This is a genomic window from Enterobacter cloacae complex sp. SHL001, assembly GCF_049236825.1.
GTDB lineage: Bacteria > Pseudomonadota > Gammaproteobacteria > Enterobacterales > Enterobacteriaceae > Enterobacter > Enterobacter hormaechei_C.
In genome coordinates, this window is the sequence record NZ_JBMKIP010000004.1 from 427,797 (window position 1) to 447,365 (window position 19,569).

The 19,569-nt window shown below is 55.4% G+C and carries 17 protein-coding genes; 8 read left to right on the top strand and 9 right to left on the bottom strand.

Annotation, left to right across the window (positions count from 1 at the left end):
* Window position 1: 1 nt before the first annotated feature.
* Entirely contained in the window at window positions 2–3,778 is a 3,777-nt protein-coding gene (tamB, locus tag ACOTYH_RS14135) for an autotransporter assembly complex protein TamB (protein ID WP_421637791.1), read from the bottom strand.
* Window positions 3,775–5,508, bottom strand: coding sequence for an autotransporter assembly complex protein TamA (gene tamA, locus ACOTYH_RS14140; RefSeq protein WP_017694656.1), 1,734 nt, complete (start codon window positions 5,506–5,508; stop codon window positions 3,775–3,777). Before tamA ends, tamB begins: the two co-directional genes overlap by 4 nt.
* A 224-nt stretch (window positions 5,509–5,732) precedes the next feature.
* Here tamA and msrA point away from each other — a divergent pair, with 224 nt between their 5' ends.
* Entirely contained in the window at window positions 5,733–6,374 is a 642-nt protein-coding gene (gene msrA / locus ACOTYH_RS14145; RefSeq protein ID WP_006810351.1) for a peptide-methionine (S)-S-oxide reductase MsrA, read from the top strand.
* Between the two features lie 211 nt (window positions 6,375–6,585).
* Window positions 6,586–7,923: a hemolysin family protein gene (locus ACOTYH_RS14150; protein ID WP_006810357.1), complete on the top strand. Its 1,338-nt coding sequence runs from the start codon at window positions 6,586–6,588 to the stop codon at window positions 7,921–7,923.
* A 59-nt stretch (window positions 7,924–7,982) separates the two neighbouring features.
* On the opposite strand, the gene ACOTYH_RS14155 is transcribed toward ACOTYH_RS14150, so the two are convergent.
* The 4 genes from ACOTYH_RS14155 to ACOTYH_RS14170 all read right to left on the bottom strand — a co-directional run bounded on the left by ACOTYH_RS14155 (window position 7,983) and on the right by ACOTYH_RS14170 (window position 9,744).
* On the bottom strand, window positions 7,983–8,387 hold the full coding sequence (locus ACOTYH_RS14155; protein ID WP_058688902.1) for a hypothetical protein: 405 nt from the start codon (window positions 8,385–8,387) through the stop codon (window positions 7,983–7,985).
* A complete protein-coding gene (locus tag ACOTYH_RS14160) occupies window positions 8,365–8,781 on the bottom strand; it encodes a polymorphic toxin type 44 domain-containing protein (RefSeq protein ID WP_072204054.1) in 417 nt (138 codons plus the stop codon). Before ACOTYH_RS14160 ends, ACOTYH_RS14155 begins: the two co-directional genes overlap by 23 nt.
* Window positions 8,778–9,269: an Hcp family type VI secretion system effector gene (locus tag ACOTYH_RS14165; RefSeq protein WP_033487883.1), complete on the bottom strand. Its 492-nt coding sequence runs from the start codon at window positions 9,267–9,269 to the stop codon at window positions 8,778–8,780. The genes ACOTYH_RS14160 and ACOTYH_RS14165 overlap by 4 nt, the downstream gene beginning before the upstream one ends.
* A gap of 268 nt (window positions 9,270–9,537) precedes the next feature.
* Window positions 9,538–9,744 carry a DUF1107 domain-containing protein gene (locus tag ACOTYH_RS14170; protein ID WP_003856054.1) on the bottom strand — a complete coding sequence of 69 codons (207 nt, stop codon included), beginning with the start codon at window positions 9,742–9,744 and terminating at the stop codon, window positions 9,538–9,540.
* A gap of 324 nt (window positions 9,745–10,068) precedes the next feature.
* Between ACOTYH_RS14170 and ACOTYH_RS14175 the strand changes: the two genes are divergently transcribed.
* Entirely contained in the window at window positions 10,069–10,626 is a 558-nt protein-coding gene (locus ACOTYH_RS14175) for a YtfJ family protein (RefSeq protein ID WP_017383934.1), read from the top strand.
* Here the strand turns inward: ACOTYH_RS14175 and cysQ are convergent.
* On the bottom strand, window positions 10,620–11,360 hold the full coding sequence (cysQ, locus tag ACOTYH_RS14180) for a 3'(2'),5'-bisphosphate nucleotidase CysQ (protein ID WP_015572488.1): 741 nt from the start codon (window positions 11,358–11,360) through the stop codon (window positions 10,620–10,622). The two genes, ACOTYH_RS14175 and cysQ, sit on opposite strands and share 7 nt — an antisense overlap.
* A 190-nt stretch (window positions 11,361–11,550) precedes the next feature.
* On the opposite strand from cysQ, the gene ACOTYH_RS14185 reads away from it, so the two are divergent.
* Window positions 11,551–13,494 (top strand): bifunctional 2',3'-cyclic-nucleotide 2'-phosphodiesterase/3'-nucleotidase, encoded by a 1,944-nt coding sequence (locus ACOTYH_RS14185; RefSeq protein WP_421637792.1) that lies wholly within the window; start codon window positions 11,551–11,553, stop codon window positions 13,492–13,494.
* A gap of 93 nt (window positions 13,495–13,587) precedes the next feature.
* Here ACOTYH_RS14185 and ACOTYH_RS14190 read toward each other — a convergent pair whose 3' ends face one another.
* Window positions 13,588–13,974 (bottom strand): winged helix-turn-helix transcriptional regulator, encoded by a 387-nt coding sequence (locus ACOTYH_RS14190; protein WP_254309534.1) that lies wholly within the window; start codon window positions 13,972–13,974, stop codon window positions 13,588–13,590.
* An 84-nt stretch (window positions 13,975–14,058) separates the two neighbouring features.
* Here ACOTYH_RS14190 and ACOTYH_RS14195 point away from each other — a divergent pair, with 84 nt between their 5' ends.
* The 3 genes from ACOTYH_RS14195 (at window position 14,059) to ACOTYH_RS14205 (ending at window position 16,854) form a co-directional block, all read left to right on the top strand.
* Complete coding sequence (locus tag ACOTYH_RS14195; RefSeq protein ID WP_126495449.1) at window positions 14,059–14,907, top strand: SDR family oxidoreductase; 849 nt, start codon at window positions 14,059–14,061, stop codon at window positions 14,905–14,907.
* Between the two features lie 81 nt (window positions 14,908–14,988).
* Window positions 14,989–15,813 (top strand): AraC family transcriptional regulator, encoded by an 825-nt coding sequence (locus ACOTYH_RS14200; protein ID WP_126495450.1) that lies wholly within the window; start codon window positions 14,989–14,991, stop codon window positions 15,811–15,813.
* 75 nt (window positions 15,814–15,888) lie between these two features.
* The gene (locus tag ACOTYH_RS14205) at window positions 15,889–16,854 is read left to right on the top strand and encodes a DMT family transporter (protein WP_017383939.1); all 966 of its coding nucleotides are present in this window, start codon (window positions 15,889–15,891) and stop codon (window positions 16,852–16,854) included.
* A gap of 79 nt (window positions 16,855–16,933) precedes the next feature.
* Here the strand turns inward: ACOTYH_RS14205 and ACOTYH_RS14210 are convergent, their stop codons facing one another.
* The gene (locus ACOTYH_RS14210; RefSeq protein ID WP_032103134.1) at window positions 16,934–18,583 is read right to left on the bottom strand and encodes a methyl-accepting chemotaxis protein; all 1,650 of its coding nucleotides are present in this window, start codon (window positions 18,581–18,583) and stop codon (window positions 16,934–16,936) included.
* Between the two features lie 245 nt (window positions 18,584–18,828).
* Here ACOTYH_RS14210 and ytfE point away from each other — a divergent pair, with 245 nt between their 5' ends.
* Window positions 18,829–19,491, top strand: coding sequence for an iron-sulfur cluster repair protein YtfE (ytfE, locus tag ACOTYH_RS14215; RefSeq protein ID WP_015572484.1), 663 nt, complete (start codon window positions 18,829–18,831; stop codon window positions 19,489–19,491).
* Window positions 19,492–19,569 lie beyond the last annotated feature (78 nt).

Consider the following 19,569-nt stretch of genomic DNA (forward strand, 5'->3'; position numbering starts at 1 on the left):
GCTAAAACTCAAACTGATAGAGCAGATCAAGTGCCTGGTCTACGCCGGACACTGCTTCCAGATATAGCTTAGGCATCAGGCGATAACGTAACGTGAGTGTAGCCAGTGAGTCAAAGATCCCCACGCCATATTTTACCTGTAGACCCGGCAGTACATAGCCGCTGACCACTACCTGCGAAGAGTCACCCACGCCCTGAGTGTCCAGCGCCAGATTGCTTACGCCAAACGTCTCGCCGATTTTACCCACAACCTGACCACTTTGTGCAACCCCCAGACCGACTAACATTGATGTCATTGCCGCACCATCGCCCTGTTGGCTATCCAGACCCTGGCCGCGAAGGAGGTAAGAGAGCGCTTCCTGTTGCGACATGGCCGGGTCAGAGAAGATCTCTGCCTTAGGTTCATCGGCGGAGCCCGTCACGCGCACGCCTGCAATCACATCATCTTCGGTGGCTTCCGGGTTACGGATCGCTTCGATATTGAGTACCGGCTGATCCGGTGGACCGGAGAACAGCAGCTCGCCTTTACGCACAATCAAATCCTGCCCGTAGGCATGGAAGCGCCCTTCAGGAATATTGATTTGTCCATTGAGGCCAAGTCCCTGTTGATCCTGCGCCACTTTCAGGTCACCCGTGAGTCTCGCCTTCAGCCCAAACGCGTCCAAACGCACGTTATTCCCCACGTGCACGATAAGATTACTATTGATCGGTATGCCAGCGCTCTTCTGTTCAACAGGTTTCAGATTTTCATTGAGCATAACTTCGTCACTGGAGACGCCAACCGCGCTTTCCGGCACCTCGTGAACCACGATGCGCGCCCACGGTACGTCAACACGGCCGTCCAGGGTGAAGAGACTCGGCGTTGCCTCAAAGACCACGTCTGGCGACACGTCCAGGCGCACCATCGGCGGTACCGTGATACGCACCCTGCTGCCCTTGGCCGCAATACGGGCGCGCCAGTTGTCGAGCTGGCTCCAGTCTGCGTCACCGCTCAGGTTGATTTGTCCCTGCTGCGTCAGCACTGAGCCACTGAGGGTTGAGCTTTGGCCGTTAAAGTTCATCGTCAGCTGGCTTGGCTGCATATCGAACGGCATAAAGTTACCGTCAATGTCCACGCCGTTTAACCGCATCTGGCCAAACAGCTGTGGGCTTTGCGCATCCCCCGCCAGACGCAGGTTGGCGCTGAGCATCCCCGCCGCCTTTTCTCCCCGCGAGAAGATCGGATTCACCATCGCCAGGTTGAAGTTGCGAATATTGACGTTGCCGCCGAGATTGCGCCGCCCTTGCGGATCGGTAATTTGCACCTGTCCGTCAAACTGACCGTTGTTGGTCAGGCGGATCAGCCATCCCAGTTCCGCACGATTGTTACGCAGGTCAGCGTTCACATTCAGGGTGTCGAACGCCACCGGCAGCGGCGCGTCATTGACCTCCTGCGTCACCTTCACGTTACGCCCGGAGAGGGTAACGCTGCCCTGCGGCAGTCCCTCTTTGGTGATGTCCCACGCGACGTCCGCTTTGCCGCTGAAGACCCCGCTGGCCTGGGTGGTTTCCGGCATAAACGGTTTCAGCATCGCCAGGTCGAAACGGTTGAGGTTGATCTGCGCATGTCCTTCCGCGCCCGCATCAATGGTCTGCGGCACGCACAGCTCAGCATTCGGGTTGGTCCAGCAGTGTGGCCCAATGCTGATCTTTTGCTCCGCGTTGCGGTAATCCAGCGCGACAGACCGCGACAGCACCAGCGGGCCGACCGGCGTGCTGAAGCGGGTGTTATCCAGCACGCCTTTCCAGCGCGTCGCCTGGCGGTCAAAACTGCCCGTCAGGTGCAGCTGCCCGGAGACCGGCTCGCCCTGCACGCGTAGCTGGAGATCGTGCTGCTTTTCGTTACCTTTTGCCGCCAGCGTGACCAGACTGATGTTCACGTCCGGCTGAGAGATACGCTCCACGCGCAGATTCAGGTTTCCGCCGATCTGATCGGTGGATTTCACGTCTCCCTCGACACGTACGCGGGCAATAGAAAGTTCCTGCCAGCGCAGGTTATTGGCGGTGATGTCCGCCAGCAGCTGCGGCGCCTCCACCGTACCGCGAACCTTCACTAACCCCTTCGCCGTGCCGCCAAGACCCGGCAGGGCGTTATCGAGATTTGGCGCGTCGATGGTGGCATCCAGATTGAGGTCTTTCACGCCCAGCTCGCCTTTAATATCCGCCGTGTTGCGACCCAGCGCCACGTGCAGGCCCGGGATCACCCACTGGAGATAGCTGTTGCCCTTAAGCGAGCCCTCTACGTTGACTTTGTTCTGCTTCACGTTGCCGGTGAGCTTGAGTTCCGGCACGTCCATCTGCCAGGTGCCACCGTACAGGCTACCGCGGGTTTTGATCAGGCCATCCAGTTTTGACGGCCAGTCCGGGACCTCTTTAGCGGTGTTGATCCCGGTCAGTTTCAGCTCGCCGCGCCAGCTGATCGCCTGCTGCCAGTCGAGCAGCGCAGTCAGCTCGGTTTTTCCTTCCAGCGCCGCCACGGTCAGCTTGTCGAGGTTAACCTGCAACTCGTTACCCTTCGCATCCAGGGTGATATCGGCGGGCGGTACCCCCTGCCCCTTCACTGCTGTGCGGAACGACAGCGTGTAGTCGGTCATTTTGCCACTCAGCTTCAGCTTCAGATCGTCAGCCTGGAACTGTTTTTCGCCGGTGAACGGCCAGTAAAGCTGCTTGCTGACAACCTCAAGGTTGAGCGGTAAACCGGCCTCTGCCAGCTGGGTTTGCCCGCGCAGCACCATATCCACCGGTCCGGAGAGGTTCACGCCGAACTCCAGCTTCTCGCGCAGCGCGCCGCCGACTTTCACCTTCACCTTTTCGCCTTTCAGCGGATCGATGTTAAGGGCGCTGTTCAGCGTAATATCTACCGGCCAGTTGTCGCGCAGCAGCGCATTGCCTGAGGCGTTGACCGACCCCTGGTTAGTATCAATATCCAGCGTGTCGAGCTTCATGTTGCCGTCGATACTGCTGACTTTAAGCAGCATGTTGAAGACCGTCAGATCGGTATCGCCGGTCAGACGCAACTGCTCGCCCTTAAACTCTTCGATATTGAGGTTCAGCGGCAGATGCACGTCGGTCATCTCCGGCAGAACCGGTTTCGAGAAGAGATCTTTCAGCGTTTCGCCCAGCGGTTTTTCTTCCGGCTGCGGGTTCTGGATCTTCGGCTCGACGATCTCTTCCTGCGCCACGTCGGCCACCTTCGGCAGCGCAATCAGCAGCCCTTGCAGGGAGGTTGGGGTCAGAGTGAGGTTTTTCTCCTGCCAGCGCAGACCAGAGGTGAAATCCATCACGGATACCGTCGTGTCGTCGATTTTGATATTCACGTTATCCAGTGCGACCCGGTAAAGCGCAATCGGGTACGGCGTGGAGAGGTTCAGCGGGCCGCTGTCCTCTTCATCGACAGGCTCGGACTTCGGCATTTTTTTGGAATCTATCGCCACGTTAACGTCTTTTAGCGACAGATCGTTTACGCACAGCTGGCTGTCCCGCAGGCAGCCGAGCTTGACCGCCAGATGAAACTCGCCCGCGTTCACCGCCACGCCGGGCTGTTCATAACGGATATTTTTCAGGCGCAGATCGCGCCAGCCGCCCGTTACCTGGCCGATTTCCAGCCCTGGCACCCAGCGGTTCGCGGCGTTAAACAGCAAATGCAGGCCCGTGGTGGTGCCCACCAGAAACGCCACCGTACCGAGCAGTAATACGATAAAAATCAGCACCCCGAGGCTTATCTTCTTCCATAAACTCATAATTCAGGCCCCAGACCGATGTAAAACTGTAAACCGTGTTCGTCTTTGTCGCCCACCGGAACGGCGAAATCGAGCTTGATGGGCCCGACCGGTGACTGCCAGCGCACGCCTACGCCCGCGCCGGTTTTGAAATCGCTGCGGCGGATATCGTTCACCGCTTCACCGCCGTCAACGAACATCGCTCCCCACCACTTGCCGCTGACGTTGTACTGGTACTCCAGCGAGCCAGTCGCCAGTTTTGACGCCCCGGTCAACTGGCCTTTGTCGTTTTCAGGTGAGATCGATTTGTACTTATACCCGCGAATGCTGCGGTCGCCCCCGGCGAAGAAGCGCAGATCCGGCGGGACGCGTTCGAAATCACCGGTTTCGATCCAGCCGAGATTACCGCGCATCACAAAGCGGTGTTTGTCGTACAGCGTGCGGATCCAGACGTTTTGCGCCTGAAAAACGGAGAAGTCTACGTCGGAGCCCCAGGCGGTGTTGGAGTAATCGATGGAGTAGCGCTGAGAATCGCCCCAGGTCGGCATCAGGCCACCGCGCGAGCGGGTACGGCTGATCATCACGCCCGGATAAAGCAGCATGGTGGTGTTGGTGACGTTTGCCTGGGTAAAGTGGTCGAGGCTCCAGCGCAGGTTAATGGCGCGCTGCCAGCCGCTGGAGAGATCCCAGAAGCGTGATACCGCAAGCGTCGTCGAGTCCTGCTCGGTATCGTTCAAATCGGTACGCTTAAAGCCGCCCTGCACGAGGTAGTATTGCTCAAGCGGATTTTTCAGCAGCGGCATTTTATAGCTGAAGTCCAGCTGCTGTTCAGGCGCAGACAGGCTGACGCTGGTGGTCAGGCTGTGGCCGTAGGAGTTCATCCACGGTTTTTTCCATGAGGCTTTCACGCGCGGGCCGACGTCCGTGGAGTAGCCAACACCGGTCTCAATGGTGTTCTCGGTGCGCGGAGAGACCACGCCATGCAGCGGTAACACTTTCGTTTTACGGGATTTATCAAATTCCGGCGCTACCACCACGGAGTTAAACCAGCCCGTCGCGGACAAACGACGGTTCAGCTCGCCCAGATCGCTGGACTGGTAGTAGTCGCCCTTTTTAAACGGCACCAGATTTTGCAGATACTCGTCACGGATTTGCGATCCTTCGAAGGTCACATCGCCAAACCGGTAGCGCTCGCCGCTGTCGTAATCGATATCCCAGAATGCCTGACGTCGCTCAAGCGCAACGCCCAGCTGGCTTTTGTTGAACCGGCTGTCGAAGTAGCCTTTGCGCAGCGAAACGCTGGTTAAGGATTTTTTAAAACGATCGTAATCCCCGTGATTGAGCACGGTGCCCACTTTCGGACGGGTGCTGAGCAGATCCAGGTAGTCCCGATCGGTGCGCGCACCGCCGCGCAACACCACGTTCGTGCCGCCAATCAGGACGGGTTCGCCCGGCGAGACGCGGGCAATCAACACCTGGCGTCCTTTCGCCGGCGGCGGGCGTAAATCGAAATCGATGGTGGGTTCGTAGTACCCCAACGCCTTTAAGCCTTCGCGGATGGCGTCATCCACGCGCGCGCGAAAACGCCGATCCGGCGTGACCTCATCGCTCTGGATGGTAGAAAGCTGCGCACGCACGTTTTTTTCCAGCGCCCCGGATAACCCCTCAACCTGCAAACGGACATTCGCCGCGCTGGCAATCCCGCTGGTCAGCATTAAACTGACTAAACATAACTGGCGGATCTTTGTCACGTTTTCTCCTGAATATCCCTGTTTCCACCCTGGAAGCAAATGCAGTGCCGCTCCGCGGCAAAATACGGCCTGAAAGCCAAAAACCCAAATTACGGGTTGAAAAAGGGTGTAACACCCAAATATTTCTTATGATTAAATCTAGACTCATTCATCGCGTTTATTGTGTTCAATTAAACGCTTCGTGACAACCTTAACCGAAACAACGCTACCCGGGAGGCCCCACCGTGAGTTTATTCGATAAAAAGCATCTGGTATCACAAGCCGATGCGTTACCGGGACGCAACACCCCTATGCCAGTGGCAACATTACACGCCGTAAACAACCATTCAATGACAAACGTTCCTGATGGAATGGAGATCGCCCTGTTTGCCATGGGTTGCTTCTGGGGCGTAGAACGCCTGTTCTGGCAACTGCCGGGCGTGTACAGCACCGCTGCGGGCTACACCGGAGGATATACGCCTAACCCAACCTACCGCGAAGTCTGTTCCGGTGAAACCGGTCATGCTGAAGCGGTGCGTGTGGTGTATGACCCGAGCGTCATTAGCTATGAACAGCTGCTCCAGGTGTTCTGGGAAAACCATGACCCGGCGCAGGGCATGCGTCAGGGTAACGATCACGGCACCCAATACCGTTCGGCCATCTACCCGCTCACCCCAGAGCAGGAGGCCGCCGCCCACGCCAGCCTGACGCGTTTCCAGGAAGCGATGCAGGCGGCCGGTGATAAACGTCAGGTCACGACGGAAATCGCTACCGCGAAACCGTTCTACTATGCCGAAGACGACCACCAGCAGTACCTGCATAAAAATCCGTACGGCTACTGCGGTATCGGCGGCATTGGCGTTTGCCTGCCTCCCCAGCAGGCCTGATTACTGCAACAGCGCCACGCGAGCCGCGTGGCGCACAGCCTCTCCCTCCCGCCACGTTTTGCCGAAAACGTGACCTCTGGCAGGTTTACACGTCTTTACGCTATACTACCGCTGAAATAATCGGCTCAACGCTACGAGCTGAGTTCAATGTGTCTTCACACGAATGGTATCAACTCCCCTTCTGAGGATCTGGCGAGAAGCCGGATAAACTATGTTAAACAGTATTTTAGTAATACTTTGTCTTATTGCCGTCAGTGCATTTTTCTCGATATCGGAGATCTCGCTGGCTGCCTCCCGTAAAATCAAACTGAAGCTGCTTGCCGACGAGGGCAACATCAACGCATCACGCATTCTGAAAATGCAGGAAAACCCCGGCATGTTCTTTACCGTGGTGCAGATTGGCCTGAACGCGGTCGCCATCCTTGGCGGTATCGTGGGCGATGCAGCGTTTTCTCCGGCGTTTTATAGCCTCTTTGTTAAGTACATGTCCGTAGAGCTGGCCGAGCAGTTGAGCTTCATCCTCTCCTTCTCCCTGGTCACCGGCTTGTTCATTTTATTCGCGGACCTGACCCCGAAACGCATCGGTATGATTGCGCCAGAAGCTGTGGCTTTGCGTATCATCAACCCGATGCGCTTCTGCCTGTATGTCTTCCGTCCGCTGGTGTGGTTCTTTAACGGCCTGGCGAACGTCATTTTCCGCATCTTCAAGCTGCCGATGGTGCGTAAAGACGACATCACCTCCGACGATATTTATGCGGTGGTGGAAGCCGGGGCGCTGGCAGGCGTGCTGCGTAAGCAGGAGCACGAGCTGATTGAGAACGTTTTCGAACTGGAATCCCGTACCGTGCCTTCCTCCATGACCGGCCGTGAAAACATCATCTGGTTCGATCTGCATGAAGACGAGCAGAGCCTAAAGACCAAAGTGGCGCAGCATCCGCACTCCAAGTTCCTGGTCTGTAACGAAGATATCGACCATATCATCGGCTATGTGGACTCCAAAGACCTGCTGAACCGCGTGCTGGCAAACCAGAGTCTGGCGCTGAACAGCGGCGTGCAGATCCGCAACACCCTGATAGTGCCGGACACCCTGACGCTCTCCGAAGCGCTGGAAAGTTTCAAAACCGCCGGGGAAGACTTTGCGGTGATCATGAACGAATACGCGCTGGTGGTGGGCATTATCACCCTCAACGACGTTATGACGACCCTGATGGGCGACCTGGTCGGCCAGGGGCTGGAAGAGCAGATTGTTCAGCGTGACGAAAATTCATGGCTCATCGATGGCGGTACGCCGATTGAAGACGTCATGCGCGTACTCGACATTGACGAGTTCCCGCAGTCCGGCAACTACGAGACCATCGGCGGCTTTATGATGTTTATGCTGCGTAAAATCCCGAAACGTACCGACTCGGTGAAGTTCTCCGGCTTCAAGTTTGAAGTGGTGGATATTGATAACTACCGCATCGACCAGCTGCTGGTAACGCGTATTGATAGCAAACCGACCGTGCTGGTGCCGAAACTGCCGGATGCCGAAGAGAAGGTGTCGGCGTAATTTATGAAGGGCAGCGGTGAGCTGCCCTTTCTTTTACCCTCCGCGATTCACCCTAACTTTTAAAAAGGTGATGAATTCAAATAGATAAACGTCGAGTAAGATATATTGCTAAATTGATAAATTTTTCCACTGACTGTGATATATAAAGCGTTTTCTTTACTCTCTACTTTTGCTTCAGGATCCGTAGTTATCAGAAATGGAGCATACCCGTTCCTGACATCGCCTAAAAAAGCTTCTTCCGATTTTTTTGACGACGCCAGATAATATTTGTATACATTCGAAGTCGTAGCTCCCGCATTGCTTTCTGTAATATACAGTACAGAAACCTTCCCGATATTTTCTTTACGAATAATGTCTTGCTCGATATAGAGAAACTCATCAACAGCACACCATATGCCATAGGAAGAGATCAGGATTGGGAGTAATATATATATTTTCTTCCTAGAAACCAGCACGCTGAGCATAGTCTATCCCCGCTCTAATCCATGTTTGATCTGTAGGATCATCGCCATGAGGATCTCGTCCTTGATAGTTCTCAAAATCAGGAGAACTCGTTCCCGCCAGAATTTGAGCGATACCTGCACCTCGTAGCAATATCTCAGGTTTTATACCAGCAGCAATACCCACCGCTCCATAATGAAAGTTGCCGAAATTTTCGTATTGCCTGCCTAATTGATTTTTATAATCCCAGGGGCCATGCCCTCGAACCTGCTTGTAAAACCAAAGATATGTTAACGCTGATGGACCACGGTGAAAACGAGCTATCATCATGTTGCTTACAACTGATACTCCTACGGGGGAGAAGGAAGATATATCATAGGGAAGATGAGGATTCACTGCACTTACCGGATATCTCATTGTTTACCCCTTTCATTCCAGCTATCTGAAAAAAGCAGGTTTCCGTCACAATGTTTCCAAGTGATTTTTTCATAACGTACTTCTACACATTCAAGATGATTATGCTTCTCCTTTAATACATCTTTTGTATCATGCATTATTGGTGAAACCCCAACAATAGTAACGTTCTCCAAAAGCATATTGTTATATTCAACTTCTTGCCCGGCATCATTAATACGATACCATTTAAACTCTGCGCTTATTAATTTTTGGCCTGTACAAACGGCCTTAAATAGATAGGGAGACGAGGAATCAAACTCTTTCAAAAAAATGATGCTTGAATGTTTCCTTGTTCCTGTAATTTTTCCTGTCAATGGATCAGTAGGAATTGATACGTTATGTGAAAAACCATTAACCTCTATACTCGACTCTCTTCCTTTAACATCTACAGCCCCCTTAATTAACGCACCACCATCATCCTTCAGCCATAAATAAGCAGGAATAGCCATCATTAAACTCCTTTTTCAAAGTGAGATAACCATTGTTCCTGCGTAACGAGAAAAGACCAATATACAGTTAATCCTTTATTGTCCTGTATCAACAGTTACACACTAAAAAGTAAATTTAGATTCACTTAATAAAAGTGTGAAATCTATCCGCATCACAGAATGATTACGTGAAATATCCAGTAAATGAATATATTTGAAACTACGGCTACAAACATCAACGGCTCCCATCGGGAGCCGTCTTTTTAACTACTACTGCATAGCACGTTGGTTAAGCCATCTCAGTTTGCAGACGCATAACCTGACGGTTGACTTCGGACATCACAGACAAGTGCTGTTTGTCCTTCACTTTTGGGATAAGGATTTTGCCCTTATCGAACTCAAAAGCGCCAACATCCTTGATGTACAACCGTCCACGGAACAGGATCTTCACGTACTTCGCCACCTGAAGCGGGTTGTAGCGTTGGAAAATTTTCATTCTTGTATCTCCTGCGAATCATACGCTCTTGCGGTGCCACAATCGGCCCGACTGTCCTGAGCGCAAATTTTGATGCCCAATGACTATAGACCAGAACCTCGTACTTACCCAGTGTGCATAAGTTTATTTACCGTTTGATTACAATTATTCAGAATAATCTTTGCAAAGCGTGATACAGCGCAGTATATGCCGTCGTTTTTGCATGGATATGTGCGTTCGCCCGCAAACTGGCATCGGGATTGCGGGAAAAGCCTATTGATCGCACTTATGATTAAAAGCGCATGACCAAGTGGTCGGATCACCTGCTAACAATAAGGAAACACCATGACCCTACGTAACCTCCTGGCAGCAGCTTGCCTGTTGCTGCCGCTGATGGCTTCCGCACACAACATTGAAAAAGGACAACGTGTCCCGCCGGTCGGGATTGCTGACCGGGGAGAATTGATTCTCGACAATGATAAGTTTAGCTATAAAGCCTGGAATAGCGCGCAGCTTGCGGGCAAAGTGAGAGTTGTACAACATATTGCCGGACGTACATCCGCTAAAGAGAAAAATGCCACCCTCGTGGAAGCGATCAAAGCCGCAAAACTCCCGCACGATCGCTACCAGACCACCACCATCGTGAACACCGACGACGCGATTCCCGGCTCCGGGATGTTTGTGCGCTCAAGCCTTGAGAGCAATAAGAAGCTCTATCCCTGGTCGCAGTTTATTGTCGACAGCAACGGCGTGACGCGTAAGGCGTGGCAGTTGGAAGAAGAGAGTTCAGCGATTGTCGTGCTGGACAAAAACGGTCGCGTACAGTGGGTTAAAGACGGCGCGCTGACGCAGGATGAGGTGCAGCAGGTGGTTGCCCTGCTGCATAAGCTACTGACTCAGTAAAGTGATACCCGGAAGCCCGGATTCAGGAATGACTCGCGCGGGGTGTAGTCCAGTGGCTTACCCTGCCAGTCATGCACATGCGCGCCAGCGGCCGCCGCCACCGCATGCCCTGCCGCCGTATCCCAGACGTTCGTCGGCCCGAAACGGGGGTACAGCTGCGCCTGCCCTTCCGCCACCAGACAGAACTTCAGCGACGAGCCAATCGACGTCGTCTGGTGTTCACCCAGCTGTTGCAGATACTCCTCCAGCTCGCTGTCACTGTGCGAGCGGCTGATCACCACCAGCGGAGGACGAGCATCACGCACCTGGATCTGCTTACGCACGCCGCACTCTTCCTTCCAGGCTTTACCTTCCGCCGCGCTGTACATTACTTTCATCACCGGGGCGTAAACCACGCCAAGCACCGCTTTTCCTTTTTCAATCAGGGCGATGTTGACGGTGAATTCACCGTTACGCTTGATAAACTCTTTCGTGCCGTCCAGCGGGTCGACAAGCCAGTAACGCTGCCAGTGCTGACGTTCATCCCAGCTCTGGGGCGCTTCTTCAGAAAGGACCGGAATATCCGGCGTCAGGGCCTGCAAACCTTTCAGGATCACCGCATGCGCCGCGATATCCGCCGCCGTCACCGGGGAGTCATCCGCTTTGCTGACAACATCCATCGGTTTCGCACCGTCGTACACCTGCATAATGGCATCACCCGCATCCCGTGCGAGCTGACAAATTTTATCTAACATTCTCCACCTCTTCGTTAACGCAGTGGGCATAACTTATTGTTTTAGTTATATCGTAATGTGAACAATTCCGCTATCTGTGAAGCAATTCTGGTTTCAGCGCCCTTTTTTCTGGCAGCATTCACACTTCTGTAAGCAACAAATACTACATACATATTCTTTTGTGGCTTGGATCGAAAAAAGGACTCCTCAGATGATTAAGTTTAGCGCAACGCTCCTGGCAACGCTGATTGCGGCAAGCGTTCAGGCAGCGACGGTGGATCTCCGTATTCTGGAAACCACCGATCTGCACAGCAATATGATGGACTTCGATTACTACAAAGATACCCCTACGGAAAAATTCGGACTGGTACGCACGGCAAGTTTGATCAACGCCGCCCGCGGTGAAGTGAAAAACAGCGTGCTGGTCGATAACGGGGACTTAATTCAGGGCAGCCCGCTCGGAGACTACATGGCGGCGAAGGGGCTGAAAAAAGGCGAGATCCATCCTGTTTATAGGGCAATGAATACGCTGGACTATGCCGTCGGCAACCTGGGCAACCACGAATTTAACTACGGCCTGAAATACCTGCACGACGCGCTGGCAGGTGCAAAATTCCCGTACGTTAACGCCAATATCATCGACGTTAAGACGAAGAAGCCGCTCTTCACCCCTTATCTGATTAAAGAGACCGAGGTTGTCGACCAGGACGGTAAAAAACAGACGCTGAAAATCGGCTATATCGGTTTTGTGCCGCCGCAGATCATGACGTGGGATAAAGCCAACCTCGACGGGAAAGTGACCGTCAACGACATTACCGAAACCGCGCGCAAATACGTGCCGGAGATGCGGGCGAAAGGGGCGGATGTGGTCGTCGTCGTGGCGCACTCTGGCCTCTCGGCCGACCCGTATCAGGTGATGGCTGAGAACTCCGTGTACTATCTCAGCCAGGTGCCGGGCGTGGATGCGATCCTGTTCGGCCACGCCCACGCCGTCTTCCCGGGCAAAGATTTCGCTGCTATCAAAGGCGCGGACATCGAAAAAGGGACGCTCAACGGTGTGCCATCGGTGATGCCGGGCATGTGGGGCGACCACCTTGGCGTGGTGGATCTGGTGCTGAATAACGACAGCGGAAGCTGGAAAGTCACGCAGTCGAAAGCGGAAGCGCGTCCGATCTACGACGCAGCGGCCAAAAAATCTCTGGCAGGGGAAGATAAAAAGCTGGTCGACGTCCTGAAGCATGACCACGACGCGACGCGTGAATTTGTCAGCAAGCCGATCGGTAAATCCGCTGATAACATGTACAGCTTCCTCGCGCTGGTACAGGATGACCCGACCGTGCAGGTAGTCAACATGGCGCAGAAAGCCTATGCGGAGCACTATATTCAGGGCGATCCGGATCTGGCAAATCTGCCGGTACTGTCTGCCGCGGCGCCATTCAAAGTGGGCGGGCGGAAGAACGATCCGGCCAGCTACGTTGAGGTGGAGAAAGGCCAGCTGACCTTCCGTAATGCCGCCGATCTCTACCTCTATCCCAACACCCTCGTGGTGGTGAAAGCTACCGGGAAAGAGGTGAAGGAGTGGCTGGAGTGCTCTGCCGGGCAGTTCAACCAGATCGATCCGCACAGCAGCAAACCGCAGTCGCTGATTAACTGGGACGGTTTCCGCACCTACAACTTCGACGTGATCGACGGCGTGGAATATCAGATTGACGTTACCCAGCCCGCGAAATATGACGGCGAATGTCAGGCCATTCATCCGCAGGCAGAACGCATCAAAAACCTGACCTTCAACGGCAAAGCGATTGATCCGAATGCCACTTTCCTGGTGGTGACTAACAACTACCGCGCCTATGGCGGTAAGTTTGCCGGTACGGGTGACAGCCACATCGCCTTTGCCTCGCCGGATGAGAACCGTTCGGTGCTGGCGGCGTGGATCAGCGCGGAGTCGAAAAAGACGGGTGAAATTCATCCGGCGGTGGATAACAACTGGCGACTTGCGCCGATCCACAGCGACACTAAGCTGGATATTCGCTTTGAGACATCTCCGTCCGATAAAGCAGCCGCGTTTATCAAGGATAAGGCGCAGTATCCGATGCAAAAGGTCGCGACGGATGATATTGGATTCGCGATTTATCAGGTGGATTTGAGCAGGTAGCGATGATTGTGCCGGGTGGCGGCTTCGCCTTACCCGGCCTACCCGCAATCCTCGATCCCGTAGGCCGGGTAAGCGCAAGCGCCACCCGGCATTTCATGCCGCACGCTCTTCCCGGTTTGCCAGCACCTGCGGCGTATTGACCTCAATCCAGTCGGCCAGCGCGGCCACCTTCTCGCTTACCTCCCGCCCCAGCGGCGTCAGGCTATACTCCACATGCGGCGGCACGACCGGATACGACACGCGATCGACAAACCCGTCATGCTCCAGCGCCTGTAAAGACTGAGCCAGCATCTTCTCGCTGACGCCGCCCATCTTGCGGCGCAGATCGCTGAAGCGATGCGTCCCCTGACGTAACGCCACCAGGATCAGCACGCCCCAGCGGCTGGTTACGTGTTTGAGCACCTCCCGTGACGGGCACTGTTCCGCGAAGAGGTTGCCATCGCGCATTTGCTCGCTGAGCGTTGGTATTGTTGTTTTCATACTTACCTTTTTGTACGTACTTACTAAAAGTTAGTTATGGTGATAGTGTGCCACAACACCAGACAAACACGAAGGAGATTCATCATGATCGCGATTACCGGCGCAACCGGCCAGCTTGGCCAACACGTTATTGAAGAACTGCTGAAAACCGTTCCGGCCAGCCAGATCGTGGCTATTGTGCGTAACCCGGCGAAAGCCGAAGCGTTGCGTCAGCAAGGGGTCGTTGTGCGTCAGGCGGATTACACCGATGAAGCCGCATTTACCACCGCGCTGACCGGCGTGGATAAACTGCTGCTCATCTCCTCCAGCGAAGTGGGCCAGCGTGCCGTACAGCACCAGAACGTGATAAACGCCGCCAAAGCCGCCGGGGTGAAATTCATCGCCTATACCAGCCTGCTGCATGCTGACAAATCTCCGCTGGGTCTGCACGTTGAGCACGTCGAAACCGAAAATGCCCTGGCGGCCTCCGGCGTGCCTTACGCTCTGCTGCGCAACGGCTGGTACACCGAAAACTACCTGGCAAGCGCGCCGCCAGCGCTGGAACACGGCGTATTTATGGGTGCCGCAGGCGAAGGCAAAATTGCCTCTGCGACCCGTGCGGATTACGCGGCGGCGGCAGCGAAAGTGATTTCTGAAGAGGGTCATGCCGGCAAGGTGTATGAACTGGCGGGTGATAATGCCTGGACGCTGAGCGAACTGGCTGCGGAACTGAGCAAGCAGAGCGGTAAGCCGGTAACGTATCAGAACCTCAGCGAAGCCGATTTCGCCGCTGCGCTGAAAGGCGTTGGTCTGCCTGCCGGGCTGGCGGAGATGCTGGCGGACTCCGACACCGGCGCGTCCAAAGGCGGCCTGTTCGACGACAGCCGTACCCTGAGCAAACTGATCGGCCGCCCAACCACATCACTGGCGGAAAGCGTCAAAGCCATCCTGTAGTTGTTAAAAATTGGTTATTTTTTGTGGCATCCCCTCGGGTCATCTCTGATAATGAAGCGATGACCCACAAGGAGGCTCACCGTGCAAGGCGTACCGGAACAGTTCACTGATGAGAGAGACAGCGCGCGCTTTCGCCATCTGGCGCAGCTGCCGGGCCTGGAGCTTTATCACGCCCATATCTCTGACTACGCCTTTGAGCCTCACACTCATGAAGCCTTCGGTATCGGCACCATCGAAACCGGTGCCGAACGCTTCCGCTATCGCGGTACCCAGCATCTTGCCGCGGAAAAATCCGTCGTGACCATGAACCCGGACGAGATCCACACCGGGGAATCCGCCACCGAAGGCGGCTGGCGCTACCGGATGGTCTACATCGAACCCGACCTGCTGGAAGAGGTCACCGGCCTGCGTCACTGGTGGTTTAATGACGTCACGCGCCACGACCCTTTGCGCTCGCAGCAGATTGGCCGGTTAATTTACGGCCTGTGGCACACCAACGATCCGCTGGCGCAGAAGGGGCTGCTACTGGATTTGATTCAGACTTTTCAGCCACTGGCCCATCATGCGCCGGTGGTGCAGGAGGCCGCGCACCGCTTCAAACGCGTTCGCGATTATCTGCACGACAACTATATGCGCTCGCTGACCCTGGACGAGCTGGCTAACGTTGTCTCGCTCAGCCCGTACCATTTTCAGCGCCAGTTCAAAGCCCATTTCCACGTTACGCCCCACCAGATGCTGATGGCCATCCGGCTGTGGCGCGCAAAAGCCTTCCTCACCCACGGTATGCCTGCCGCCGAGGTGGCCGCCGCGACCGGGCTGACCGATCAGTCGCACCTGACCCGCGCCTTCACCCGTCGCTACGGTATCACGCCCGTGCGCTACCAGAAGCAGGTTATGCCGCGCTAATGCGCAACCTCATACAATACGCGCGCGTTTTGCCCTTCTACACTGAGCGCAAAGTGAATCAAGATGGATGGAAAAATGATTAGCGGCGTGTTGTATGCCCTGCTTGCGGGTTTGATGTGGGGGCTGATTTTTGTCGGCCCGCTGATTGTGCCGGAGTACCCGGCAATATTGCAGTCGACCGGACGTTACCTGGCGCTGGGTCTGATTGCCGTGCCGCTGGCGTGGCTGGGGCGTGCGCGTCTGCGTCAGCTGGGCCGCCAGGACTGGCTCACCGCGCTGGCGCTGACCATGATGGGTAATCTGATCTACTACGTCTGTCTGGCGAGCGCCATTCAGCGCACCGGTGCGCCGGTGTCCACCATGATTATCGGCACGCTGCCGGTGGTCATCCCGGTTTTCGCGAACCTGCTTTACAGCCAGCGTGACGGCAAACTGGCGTGGTCAAAAATGGCGCCCGCTCTGGTCTGCATTGCCGTGGGCCTGGTGTGCGTGAATATTGCCGAGCTTCGCCACGGCCTTGAAAACTTCAGCTTGTGGCGTTACGGTTCAGGGATCTTTCTGGCGTTTATCTCGGTTGTCTGTTGGGCATGGTATGCCCTGCGCAATGCACGCTGGCTGCGGGAAAACCCGGATAAACATCCGATGATGTGGGCGACGGCGCAGGCGCTGGTCACCCTCCCTGTCTCGTTGCTAGGCTATGTGGGCGCGTGTGTCTGGCTGGGTAGCCAGCAACCGGCATTTACCCTGCCCTTCGGACCGCGCCCGTGGGTATTCGTCGGGTTAATGGTCGCCATTGCCGTGCTCTGTTCGTGGGTGGGCGCGCTGTGCTGGAACATTGCCAGCCAGAAGCTGCCGACGGTGATACTGGGGCCGCTGATTGTCTTTGAGACACTGGCAGGGCTGCTCTATACCTTCCTGATGCGTCAGAGCGTGCCGCCGCTGCTAACGGCCTGCGGGATCGCGCTGCTGGTCGTTGGGGTGGTGATTGCGGTGAGAGCGAAGCCGGAAAAACCGATGGTCGTTCCGGCGTCGGAGGGGTGAGCTTTTCGCCCAGCGGCGCTTCGCTTGCAGGGCCTACAAAACCGTAGGCCGGGTAAGCGAAGCGCCACCCGGCACAGTATCAGAACGTTTCCCAGTTCGCTTCAGACGCCGCCGCGACGGGCTGCGCTTTAGGTGCATAGGTCTTAACCGGCGCGGCTTTCACCGCCTGGTTGCGGGTGATCTTAAACACCGCCACCGCGTCGTTCAGGCGTGCAGCCTGATCTTCCAGCGCCGCCGCTGCCGCCGCAGACTCTTCCACCAGCGAGGCGTTCTGCTGGGTGACGCGATCCATCTCCGCCACCGCCTGACCCACCTGGTCGATACCGCGGCTCTGTTCGTCGGAGGCCGACGCAATCTCACCCATGATGTCCGTCACGCGCGTAACCGCATTGACGATCTCCGCCATCGTCGCGCCCGCTTCATTTACCAGCTGAGAACCCGCGTTGACGCGTTCGCCGGAATCATCGATCAGCGCTTTGATCTCTTTCGCCGCCTGTGCGCTGCGCTGGGCAAGGGTACGCACCTCGCCCGCGACAACCGCGAAGCCACGTCCCTGCTCGCCCGCGCGCGCCGCTTCTACCGCCGCGTTCAGCGCCAGAATATTGGTCTGGAAAGCAATGCCGTCGATCACGTTAGTAATTTGCGCGATTTTGCTGGAACTGGTGGCGATTTCGTCCATGGTGCGCACAACGCCCTCGACCACGTTACCGCCCTTCTTCGCGGTGGAGGAGGCGTCCAGCGCCAGACGCGACGCCTGACGCGCGTTATCGGCGTTTTGCTTCACGGTGGCGGTTAACTGTTCCATGCTGGCTGCCGTCTCTTCCAGAGAAGCGGCCTGTTGCTCGGTACGAGAGGAGAGATCGTTGCTGCCCGCCGAGATTTCACCCGCGCCGGTGTAGATGGTATCAGCGCCTTCACGCACCACGCCCACCGTGTTGGCCAGCGCAGTCTGCATCTCCTGAACGTTGCGCGCCAGGATCGCCATTTCATTTTTACCCTCAGCCTGAATCGGCTGGGTTAAATCCCCTGCGGCAATGGCGCGGATATGGTTGATCACCTCTTCCAGCGGCAGCAGCAGCACGCGGCGCATCGCAATCCAGCTGGAAATAATCACCGCGATCACCAGCAGCATCACCGCAGAAAGGATCCACAGAATGCGTTTGTAGTCGCTTTCATTGTCCCGGATCCCTTTGGCGGTCAGCGCGGCCTGCGCCTCACGCCACTCGCGATAAACCTTTTGCATCGCGGTCTGCTTCTGTTCGGCATTTTGTTTGAACATATCTTCCAGATTGCCCTGCCCCAGCAGAACGTTCATTTGCGTCAGCGTGGCGGAGTAGACGCGGTATTGCTCTTCCAGACGATCGGCCAGGTGCTCGTCCATACCCGGCGTTTCCGGCAGCGCGTAGTATTTATCGTAATGGGTCTGGGCATCAGCCAGCAGGTTTTTCGCGGTATTGACCAGCTCGTTCAGCTGCCCGCCGTTAATCTGCGACGCCATGCTGCTTTGCAGGCGCAGCATACCGCGGTTGAGAGTGACGCGCGCCTGGTTCAGGCTGATCCAGGCGTCGGTAAACTCCGCGACGTTCTGGCTGGAAAGCTGAGAAACGGTGAAGTTCTCTTTATCGTTATTGAGTGCGTTAATGAAAATGCCAGCGGAGATCAGCTGCATGATGCCGAGCACAAGCAGCACCGAAATCAAAAGAGTAATGACTTTTATACGTTTAAACATGCGTTGCCTTTTTTATATACAGGTATTGTCTGACCTGTATCTATCGGCACGTTCGGCAGGTTGTTTACTGTTTCTCCACCTTTAAAAACTTTCGAAAGCCCTTTTCTGCATTCAATCAGCAAGTTAAAAGCACGCTTTTTTTGTGATCCCCTTCTCATTTTCACCCTTGCCTCTAAAGGGTTATAGTATCCACCTAAAGATGTATTTAAAATGCACCTTATATTCCTGATGATGAGGTAACTGTTATGGCCTTCCGCGACCAACCCTTAGGCGAGCTGGCGCTCTCCATCCCTCGCGCTTCTGCGCTGTTCCGTAAATACGATATGGATTACTGCTGCGGTGGTAAGCAAACGCTGGCGCGCGCAGCGTCGCGTAAAGAGCTGGATGTGGAGGCTATCGAAGCGGAGCTGGCTCAGCTGGCTGAACAGCCTGTCGACAAAGACTGGCGCACCGCGCCGCTGGCTGAAATCATCGACCATATCATTGTGCGTTACCACGATCGTCACCGCGAGCAGCTGCCGGAGCTGATTTTACAGGCGACCAAAGTTGAACGCGTTCATGCCGATAAACCTTCCGTACCGCGCGGCCTGGCGAAATACCTGACCATGCTGCACGAAGAACTTTCCAGCCACATGATGAAAGAGGAGCAGATCCTCTTCCCGATGATCAAACAGGGCATGGGCAGCCAGGCCATGGGGCCCATCAGCGTGATGGAAAGCGAACATGATGACGCCGGCGAACTGCTGGAAGTGATCAAACACACCACCAACAACGTCACACCGCCGCCAGAAGCGTGCACCACCTGGAAAGCCATGTACAACGGCATTAACGAGATGATCGACGATCTGATGGAACACATCAGTCTTGAGAATAACGTTCTGTTCCCGCGTGCATTATCGGGTAAATAAAAAAGCCCGGTGGCGCTAGCGCTTACCGGGCCTACAACATCCGCGAACGTAGGCCGGGTAAGCGTCAGCGCCACCCGG